This is a genomic window from Nonomuraea sp. NPDC004186, assembly GCF_053603495.1.
This window is the reverse complement of sequence record NZ_JBSGFQ010000225.1, coordinates 1-10,248: the sequence shown is the minus strand read 5'-3', so window position 1 is coordinate 10,248 and position 10,248 is coordinate 1. Positions and strand designations below refer to the sequence as shown.

Sequence of the window (10,248 nt, the reverse complement as noted above, 5' to 3'; positions counted from 1 at the left end):
AATACAGGCGTTTGAACAGCATGGTGACGCCAAGATCCCCTCAGCTTGAGCACACAGGAACTCACCCCAGGTTGGTCCCGCGCGCCGCGGCGCCGGGTCAACGCCGGCCTTCCTCAAGATCATCCACACAGTGGAAGCCCCCACCCGGTAGCCCAGGGCAGCGAGTTCCCCGGCGATCCGCCGGTAACCCCACAGCGGATTCTCCCGAGCCAGACGAAGCACCAAGGTCCAGATGGTGGCACGGGTGGGAGACCGACCCTGGCTACGACGCTTGAACGTCCAGCGCCGCCGAACCGAATCCGCGTGAACGTGGGCTTCATCGAGAACGGCGACTACATCAAGGTCAAGGGTGTCGCCTTCGGCAACGGAGCCTCCTCCTTCACCGCCCGCGTGGCCTCGGGCACCAGCGGCGGCCGGATCGAACTGCGGCTCGGCAGCGTCACCGGCACCCTCGTGGGCACCTGCGCCGTCACCGGCACCGGCGGCTGGCAGACCTGGACCTCGGTCACCTGCCCGGTGTCCGGCGCGACCGGCACCCGTGACCTCTACCTCCGGTTCGCCGGCGACAGCGGCTACCTGCTCAACCTCAACTGGCGGCAGGTCACGCCGAGCGGCAACGGCGGCGGGAACCTGCTGACCAACGGCACCATGGACAAGGGCACCACGGGCTGGACCGCCTCCCGGCGGCACCCTGTCCACCGACGTCGCGCCCGCAGGCAGCCGTTCCCTGCTCAACTCCGGGCGTACCGCAGCCTGGAACGGCCCCAACCAGAACGTGACCGCACAGCTCACCAACGGCAAGAGCTACACCACGAGCGTCTGGGTGCGGTCGCAGAGCGGAACCCTCAGCGCGAAGGCGACCCTCGCCGTCACAGCCAACGGCACAACGAGCTACCACCAGTTGACCTCGGCGCAAACGGCCGACACGAACAGCTGGACCCAGCTCACCGGCACAACGACTGTCTCCTGGACGGAACGCTGACCAACGCCTCCTTCCACGTCGAGACGGCCACCGGCACCGACGGCCTCTACATCGACGACGCCTCTTTCCAATGACCTGCCAAAGAGCAGCTGCGCCACGCCACATCGCCGATCTCTGTTCGCCGCATCGCGGCGGCGGCACTTCTCGTCCTCTCCACCCTCTCCGGTGCGGGCGAGATCTTCCTGCCCGCCCTGAACGTGCCCGCCGTGCCCGCGGTGCGCCACCGGCATCCCGACGCCGGCGTACGCGTCGTGCAGCCGGCCTGGAACGAACCGCGCGCCGCGCTGCTCGAGCACCGGGGTGGACGTGGCAGTGACCGGGAACGCCTACTGGCGGATCGACCCGCGGCCAGACGGCAACCCCGCGCCCGACGGGGCGCTCGTCGAAGCTCCTGAGGAGAAGTTCGAACTCATCGCCGCCGGGCAGCGTGGCCGTCGTCTCGGCCGGACTGCGCGCCGAGAACCTCCACCTCGACGTTACCAACGTCCTCTGGACGGCATGGAGCCGAGCCAGGTCGTCCTTGCCACGCGAGCAGGCGAGGACGACCGCCTTCTCGCGCCCTTCCTCAAGGCCGCCCAAGCCCACCTCACGTGCAGTCAGCCGCTGTCAGCCTTCCGCAAAGCCTGTACTGGGCGAGGATTCGGTGCGGCTGGGCGCCCAGTCAGCCAAGAGGCGGCCCGGCAGGCCGGGCCGCCTCTTCACCAGCGGCAGCTGCGGGCGGCGTACCGCCCGACCAGCGACGCCGACACCAGCTTGCCATGCACTCGCGCGGTCGCCGTCACGGTCACTTCGCCGGCCGGCACGCTCCCCGCACGGGTCGGGAACGAGCGGGACTTCTGCTTGCCGGCCGGGATCGTCCCGATCGGCCTCGTCCCGTACGCCGACTCCGCCGACGCCCGAACGTGGGCCTTTTCGTTGTTCGTGACACGTACCGTCAGCAGCACCTTGCGTCCGACGCATCGGGTGTCCGCCGCGGCGGACACCTTCAGCGGCGGCTCAGCAGTCGCGAAGGCCCAGGAGTCGATCTCGAAGAGGTCGGCGCCGTCGGGCCCGGCGTAGGTGAAGTACACATCGTGCACTCCGGAGACGCCGTCGAGCTCAGCGCTCACCGCCGTCCACTCTCCGGCGGGTGCGTCGACGGGAATGGTCGCGGCCACGGGCGCGTCGCGGGCGTCCAGACGGAGCTGGATCTTTCCACCTGCTGCGAGTGGGAGCACCTTCGCGGTCAGGCGGGCAGCGCCGTGCTCACCGAAGTCGACCGATGCGAGCGAGGTCCAGTCGCCGTTGTCGATGTCGTGCAGCACGAGGTTCGGCGCCGTCGCGCCGAACTCCGCCGAGGTGCCGTCGATCTTCTTCGTCGCGATGCCCTGCTGCCAAGCGATCGTCTCGGCCTCGATCACCCGGTACGGGTTGAGCTTACGCAACTGGTCGGCGCCGTCGTAGGTGCCGATGACCTCCCTGATCGTCCCGTCATCGTTGAAGGCGAGTTTGGCGATGTGCGGGCTGCGGAAGCCCTGGGTGGCGCCGCCCGTGATACGGCGGTTGAGCGTCTGGGCGTGATAGGTGAAGTAGTAGTCGCCGCCGAGCTTGAACACCGACTGGTGGTTGTTGCCGCCCACGCCGAAGTAGGTGCCGGGATTGCGGAAGATCACCCCCGCGTACTTCTCTGGCGTCCAGGGCCCCATGGGGCTGTCGGCCATGAGGTACGCGATAGCCCCGGTCGGAGGCCCGTTCGGGTCCACCGGTCCCGAGAAGCCGAAGTTCGAGGAGTACGAGTAGTAGTACTTGCCCGCGCGTTTGAACACGTGACCCGCCTCGAACACCAGCGGTGCGTCGATGACCTCCGCCGAGCCGGACGTGCTGATCATGTCATCACCGAGCTTGATCACCCGAGTGGACTTGGGGTGGTTCGTGTTCTCGTAGCTGCCCGACTTGTCATCGCCACCGCCGCCGAAGTAGAGGTAGCCCTTGCCGTCGTCGTCGATGAACACACCCGGGTCGAAGAGCCAGTTCCGGCCGTTCGACGCACCCGGTGTCGCGCTCGTGATCAGCAGGCTGCCACGCTCGTCGCGCCACGGGCCGAGCGGCGAGTCACCGACGAGGACGCCCGTGGCGCCGCCGCTGTTGGCGAAGTAGAGGAAGAACTTCTCCTTACCGTCGATGACCTTGCTCTCCACGGCGGGGGCCCACGACTGGGTAGCGTAGCGGGCGATCCCGTTCGGGCCGGCGACCGGGATCTCGCCGTGGTCCACCCAGTTGACGAGGTCGTCGGAGGAGATGACGGTGATCGTGTTGATGCCGCCGTAGGTGTTCGTCGGGGAGGTCCCGTCAGGGCCGGGCCTGTACATCTGCGTGTCGTTGGTCATGTAGAGGTACACGCGGCCGTCGTGGACGAAGGCGTTGCCGTCCGCCCCGAACTTGTGGGAAATGAGCGGGTTGCCCTCGCCGGGGTTCTTGCCCAGTACCTCGATGGTCGTCGATGGCACGAACTCCTGGAGCGTCACGTCATCGACTTTGAAGTCCATGAGGTCCGTGTCCGGAGCCGGCGCCGACGTCCACGGCGTCTCCACGAAGATCCTCGCGGTGGTGACGTTCTGCGCCGCGGGGATCGTGAAGGTGCCCTGAATGAGCCCCCATTGTCCGCGCGGTGTCGTCACCGTGCCGAGGTTCGTGTTGGTCGAACCGCCATAGTGCATGGTGACGAAGAACTGCTTGGTCGCTGGACTGTTGGGGTTCTCGTATTTCACCCGTGCCGTGACCGCGTAGGTCTTTCCGGCTTGCACCTTGCCGGAAAGGTCTTGCATCGGGCCGGAGCCGGTCGTCTTCCGGCCGGTGACCAGCACGGCGCCCGAGCCGGAGTGGGCGTCGGTCGTGGGCGACAGCGTGGCACCGCCGGAGGCGTTGCCGTTATTGGCGAACCAGCCGACGAGGCCGTCCTCGAATCCACCGTTCGCGATGAGGTTGGAGGCGGCGGCTTGGACCGGGGCAGCCGAGACGACGAACCCGGCGGCCAGCATGGTGCCGGCGGCCCCGATCGCGACGGCCCGTCGCCGGATCAACCGTCGTAAGCGCTGTTCCACGTGGTCTTCCTCCTTGATCTCTGATGTGCTGTTGGGAAGTTGTGACGTGACCCGGTCGGGCCTCAAGAAGCGGCCGGCTTGCCGGCCGGAATCGTCCCGATCGGCCTCGTCCCGTACGCCGACTCCGCCGACGCCGACACATGCACCTTCTCGTTGTTCGTCACCTGCACCGTCACCATCACCGTGCCACCCGCACACCAGGTCTCCGCCACCGCGGACACATCCGGCGACGGAGTGGCTGGCTTCAACGTGCCGAGCCGGGCCAGCTGGTAGCTGAGCGCCCGCTCCGGCGCGTCGATCTGGTTCTGCGTGCCGAACTTCCCGGCTCGCGCCTTCTTCGCCTTGGCGAGCGCGGCTCGCATCGCAGCCCAGGCGTCCTTCGGGTAGTCGCGTTTGTCGAGCGTCCTGGCGTACGCGATGGCCCCGTCGAGGTCGCTCGTGTCGAGCGGCAGGTTCTGCGCGGTCAGGGTGTCGCTGAGCAGATAGTGGTCGAAGTCGACGTGCCCTCCCTTTTCTTGAGTGGCGTAGTTGAACAGGCCGACGCGGTGTCCCATGAACTGGGCGAGGCTGCCGTCCAGGGTTTGCGGGCCCACGCGGTCCCCGAGTTGGGTCCACGTCCGCCCGTCGAGGCTGTAGTAGAAGGTCGTCCACAACTGCCCGGCCGGCGAGGCGAAGTCGAGATCCGCCTTTACGTGCACCTTGGTCGCCTTGCCCAGCGGCACCGTGGTGCCGGGCAGGAAGCTTTCGAGCGTGGCCTGGTCGAGGTCGACCGCGAACGGCTGCACGCGGTTGACGACGCCCAGCGTGTTGACGCCGCCCGCGCGCCTGACCGCCACGTACGAGAAGCCGCGGTTGTAGGCGGCCAGGCCGGCGACGTCACCGTTCTTCATGCCGGAGATGTCCATCTTGGTTTCAACTGACTGCCGCGGTCCGAACGTACGCTGCGACAGCGTGTTCCGCGCCTCCTCGAACCAGGCCAGCTCGGCCCGGTTGGAGAGCTTCGTGTAAACGTATTTACCGGTGACGACTTTGCCGTTCGTCAGCCGCAGCCATCCGTCGCGGTCGGTGAGCGACCAGTACCGGTTGTCGGGAGCATGGTTCCACTGCCACACCATGTCCAGTCGCGACCCGTTGGACGCGATCTCTTCCTCGGCCGGGTACTCGGCCGTCACCGGCTGCCCGACGACCGAGACGTCGTCGATCAGATACTCCACGCCCGACGAGGGCGGTTGTGGATTGGCCCACGGTGTCTCCACCGCGAAGGTGAAAGTGTCCAGGTTCGCCGTCGCCGGCACGGTGTACTGTCCGGACACCGTCGTCCACTGCCCGGCGGGCACGTTTCCGGACGCCATCACCTGAACGCCCGCACCCCAGTCCGCGGCAAGGTTGAACCGGATGGTGTCCGGGCCCGACGCGTATTTGATCTTCGCTGACACGGTGTAGGTCACACCGTGCTGCATCTTCCCGTTGAGCGCCTGGTTCGGGCCGGAGCCGTTGAGGGCGCGATCGCTCACCTTGAGAGCCGCCGCCCCGGAAGCGGCATCGGCTGTGTCCCGGCTGAGCGTCGCACCGTACCGTGCACCCCATGGCGCGACCGCCGCGGACTCGAACCCCGGATTGTCCAGCAGTTCGACGCCGATGAGCGTCTCGTCGTAATCGGGCGGGCGCGGAATCGTCCACTCCTCGTCCATGTACGCCTTGTGCGGCGCGTCGTTGACGAAGTCGTCCGAGGCGACGATGCTCTTCTGGCGTTCGAACGCCTCCCGCTCCGGGCCGAGCTTGATCGGCTTGTCGAACACGTCGTCCACCTTCACGACTCCGTGGTCGCCGAAGGTCGGCCATCCGTCCTGCCAGGTGGCGGGGATGAGAGCCGGGATGCGGCCGATCGGGAACGTGTCCCGGAAGAACATGCCGTACCAGTCGGTCCCGCCGCCCTCGCGCGAGATGGGTACGAGGCTGCCCTGGGCGAAGCCGTTCGAGTTGAGCACCCCGCGGGCCTCATAGGTGTTGACGCCGCCCGCCGAGGTGTAACGGCCGAGCAGCTCCTTGGAGCGAAGCATGACGACTTGGCGCCCCTGCCCGGACGGCCAGGTGATGATGACCGCGTAGTAGTAGCCGTCGATGTGGTAGAACTGGGCGCCCTCGAACAGACCCCCGATGAACGGTTTCCCGGCGTAGTCGCTCGCGCGGAAGATGTTCGGGTAGTCCTGTTCGATGGCCGTCAGGTCGGTGTTGAGGCGCACAGCGCTCGTGCCACCGGAGCCGTAGAAGATGTACGGGGTGCCGTCGAGGTCGAAGAAGAGCGACGGGTCGTGCAGGCCACGGCCGAGGGCCGTGCGCTCCCAGGCGCCGTTCTCGATGTCGTCGGTCCGGTAGACGTATGCGCCGCCGAGGTTGTTGGTGTTGAAGACGACGTAGAACATGCCGTCGTGGTAGCGCAGGGACGACGCCCACTGGCCCTGACCGTACGACGTCTGTCCGTTGCGCAGCGAGAAGGAGTCTCCGATGCTCGCCCGGTCGAAGACGTAGTTGACGATCTCCCAGTTCACCAGGTCGTAGGACTTCATGATCGGCGCACCGGGACTCAGGTGCATCGTCGTACTGATCATGTAGTAGGCGTCCCGGCCCTCGCCGTTCTCGGCGGCCGGAACGCGCTCCACGCTGATGTCCGGCACGTCGGAGCGCAACAGCGGCACGGAGTACGTGCCGTCGCCTTTGTCGGTCGAGGTGTACGAGGGTTGTGGCGACCACTCGACGGCGGCGTTCGCCACGCCTCCCGAGGGAACGAGAACGGCTCCGACGAACACGGCTACCGCTCCCCCCGACACCAAGGAACGGCGCAGGCCGGATAAACGAGCGCTGGCGGATACAGGCATGGCGATGCTCCGAACGCGAGGGCGATGCGAGGGAACCGACGGGTGTTAGCGTTAACAATCCGAGCCGTGCCAGGGCCCGGTACGTGCGCGAAGGCATAGTTCACGTGCGTCATTCCTTCTTTGAGCACGGTGGACAGCAGCCAGATGCTGATCGTGTTCCGCCCTGCGTTCCAGCGGACGAATGAAAAGGGTGAGCAGCAGCGGAACGAACCCTCAGATCGCGAAAATGAGGAAGGCCGACGCGTGGTGGGCGTACGAGGACAGCCGCTCGGCCAGGCTCTTCCGCACCCGCCACTCCACTCCGCGACCGGGGCGGGCTGAGCATCGCGGTCACGTCACTTGCCGACTGCGGTCTTGATGCCGGCCAGAGCCACGTCCCGCGCCTTGGCCGAAACTCCCTTGCCTTGCTCGACGTTGGTGATCGCGTTCAGGAACGCCTGGCCGATGGCCGAGTTGCCCGGGCCGACGAGGAACGGTTCGAGCCCGAGCAAGGAGTCGGCGCAGGCCTTCCTCGTCGTCGCCCTGGATGAGCACCAGGGGCCGGGCACCTTGCCGCCGACCGGCGCCATGGTCAGCGCCTGCACCCTCTCGACCGAGGACGCCACTTCGGCGAGCTTCACCTGCGCTCCCGGATCGGCCTTCTGGTCGTCCTCGACGGGCCCTCTCTGGTTGATGCCGAGCGACCAGAACTGGAACGATTTGCCCTCCTCCACAGGCGGCGGCACGGAGAAGTGGCCGCAGCGAGCATGACCGGTGTGGCGTTACGGAAGTTCACAGGTGGTCTCTTCCAGAGAACTCAGAGCGAGAGGCGACCATGGTGCGGTAGGCGGGCTTCTTGCAAACATTTCTCGTCGTACGTCAGCGCGGCGCCCTTGCCGGAAGATGGCAGGGTCAGAAAGTTGCGAAGTAAGTCTCGATCGTTAATGCCGGACCATACGTGCGACTCACGAAACTCGTCAAGAACCTGCCCGCAAATCTGCCGAAACGAAAGGGTTAGCAGCCGAAATCTTCTGGCCGGGTTCCCGCCAGGACCGGCCGTTGGCCCGTCCGGCAACTGACGCCTCTTCGCCCCGGCCGCTGATCGTCGCACAGCTCGCCGAGCCGCCCGGGCCTCCATGGCGATCGCATCACTCTCGTCATGGCCGACGCCTCCGACGGTCCGGAACTCATAGGCTGGGACGACTTCCTCGTCAAGGCCGGCTTGGCCCAGGCCGAACGCCTGCCGCGGCTGTCCGACCCGCCGACACCGACAGGCAGGCCATGGGCCTCTGTCGGTCGGGCCCGGTCAAGCCGGCGCAGGGCGAGTCCTTGGCGCAACGCCGAGGGGAACTAGGCGCCGACCTGATCATCCGAGAGAGCGACGCCCAGGGCGACCGGTTGCGAAACTTACTGCGCATTCACCGAAAATAGCGAGCCTCGAGTTCCTTGACAGGCTGCATTCGTGCACCCTAGCGTGACGCCCATCACGGCCATGAGGATAACTCGGTTATGTTAACGCTAACAGTCGTGGTTCGCAGAGGTCCGCCTGGTTTCGACGCAGGAAGCGAAAGGACTGTCCATGCTGTCGCACGGCTCCTGGCCGGGGGAAGGGCAGGGGCTGCTCCTCGTCGTCCTGCCGCCGGCCTCGAGGTGAGGCCCGGATCACGGTAGGAGACCCCACTCATGAAGCGATTCGCCCTGCTCAAGAGCTGGTGCATGACGCTCGCCGCAGCCGGCGCCGGATTCCACCGAGTTGGGCCTGCTCAGCTGAGGCCAGATCGCGCCGGCCGGTCATGGCCGATGTGGCCAGGTTCGCGTGCGTGTCGCACCAGACCGTCTGGCGCGTGCTCAATGGCCATCGCCGAGTCCGAGAGGAGACACGGGCCCGTGTCCTGCAAGCTATCAACGCTCTCGGCTATCGCCGCAACATGACCGCCCGGATGTTGATCACCGGGCGCTCACGCAGGCTCGGCGTCGTCAGTTTCGGCTCCACACTGCTCCGCCCTGCCAGCGCCGTCTACGGCATCGAGCGAGCCGCCCGGGACGCGGGCTGTTTCGTCAGCATCGTGAGCCTCCGCACCATTGACCGGGCCGGCGTCGACGAGGCCATCGGCTACCTGGCCGAGCGGGAAGTGGATGGTGTCATCCTGGTCGCGCCGCAGCGCTTGGCGGCGCAGGCCCTCGCCGACCTGCTCACCGGCCTGCCCGCGGTGGCCGTCGGGGGCTGGCACGAAGGCGACGTATCCGTGGTCACCGTGGACCAGGTGGAAGGTGCCCGGCAGGCGACGGCTCACCTGCTCGATCTCGGCCACGAAACCGTCTGGCACATCAGCGGGCCAGACGGCTGGCTGGAAGCCGAAGGACGGAGCGAAGGCTGGCGAGCCGCGTTGTCGGCCGCCGGGCGAGCGATCCCCGAAGCGCTGGCAGGCGACTGGACCCCCAGATCCGGGTACCTGGCCGGCAAGATCCTGGCCGGCCGCGTCTCCGACGTCACCGCGGTCTTCGCGGCCAACGACCAGATGGCGCTTGGCCTGCTGCGGGCGTTCTCAGAGGCCGGCGTAAAGGTGCCCGAACAGGTGAGCGTGGTGGGCTTCGACGACATTCCCGAATCGGCGTTCTTCGCCCCTTCTTTGACCACAGTCCGGCAGGACTTCTGCGAGGTCGGCAGGCTCAGCATCAATGTGCTGCTCGAGCAGGTCGAATCGGCCGAGCCGTTGGGTCGTGCGCGCCTGGTCGTGGCTCCTCGCCTCATCTGCCGGGGCAGCACGGCAAGGGCGAGAGGCCGCTCCACCTTCATTCGTTGACACTTTCCGCATCACCCCTGACCGGTGCCGGCCTGGAGAGCCACGTCACATTCTCCGGGGGCGGACGCAGCCGGGGTTGACCCGAATGGCGATCGAAAATAGGTTAACCAGGCAAAAGTGATCGATCACTCTTTGGGTCGTCCAAAGGAGTTCCACATGCCTGCGTCTTCGTCCCCGGTTCGTGTTGCCCTCGTCGGCGCCGGGGGCATCGCGAAAGCCTGTCATCTGCCCGCCCTGGCCGCGGCCGGCGACGCGGTACGGGTCGTCGCCGTGTGCGACGTCGACTCCGCCCGCGCGAACGAGCTGGCCGACGCCTACGACATCCCGGGCCGCCACACCGATCTGACCGAGATGCTGGCGACGGCGAGCCCCGATCTCGTGGTCGTCGCAACGCCGCCGGTCGCGCATCGCGAGGCGGTGACAGCCGCGCTCGACGCCGGCGCGTGGGTCTGGTGCGAGAAGCCGCCGACGCTGTCGCTGGCCGAGTACGACGAGATCACCGCCCACGAGAAGGACGGCGGCCCGTA

General features: G+C 67.1%; 6 protein-coding genes. 3 read left to right on the top strand and 3 right to left on the bottom strand.

All coding sequences use genetic code 11. The features are described from left to right. Positions 1-303: 303 nt before the first annotated feature. Entirely contained in the window at positions 304-1,056 is a 753-nt protein-coding gene (locus ACWEPL_RS64020) for a carbohydrate-binding protein (RefSeq protein ID WP_452442734.1), read from the top strand. Positions 1,057-1,680: 624 nt separating this feature from the next. Here ACWEPL_RS64020 and ACWEPL_RS64015 read toward each other — a convergent pair. The 3 genes from ACWEPL_RS64015 to ACWEPL_RS64005 form a co-directional block, all read right to left on the bottom strand. Further along, positions 1,681-4,062 (bottom strand): family 43 glycosylhydrolase, encoded by a 2,382-nt coding sequence (locus tag ACWEPL_RS64015; RefSeq protein ID WP_452442732.1) that lies wholly within the window; start codon positions 4,060-4,062, stop codon positions 1,681-1,683. A gap of 62 nt (positions 4,063-4,124) precedes the next feature. Further along, the gene (locus tag ACWEPL_RS64010; RefSeq protein ID WP_452442730.1) at positions 4,125-6,869 is read right to left on the bottom strand and encodes a beta-xylosidase family glycoside hydrolase; all 2,745 of its coding nucleotides are present in this window, start codon (positions 6,867-6,869) and stop codon (positions 4,125-4,127) included. A 404-nt stretch (positions 6,870-7,273) separates the two neighbouring features. Beyond that, positions 7,274-7,651, bottom strand: coding sequence for a hypothetical protein (locus tag ACWEPL_RS64005; protein WP_452442728.1), 378 nt, complete (start codon positions 7,649-7,651; stop codon positions 7,274-7,276). 1,059 nt (positions 7,652-8,710) lie between these two features. Between ACWEPL_RS64005 and ACWEPL_RS64000 the strand changes: the two genes are divergently transcribed. Together ACWEPL_RS64000 and ACWEPL_RS63995 are read left to right on the top strand one after the other, a co-directional pair. Continuing rightward, entirely contained in the window at positions 8,711-9,721 is a 1,011-nt protein-coding gene (locus ACWEPL_RS64000) for a LacI family DNA-binding transcriptional regulator (RefSeq protein ID WP_363984615.1), read from the top strand. Between the two features lie 156 nt (positions 9,722-9,877). Then, positions 9,878-10,248: Gfo/Idh/MocA family protein (locus tag ACWEPL_RS63995; protein WP_452442726.1), on the top strand; the 371-nt coding region annotated here is incomplete at its 3' end.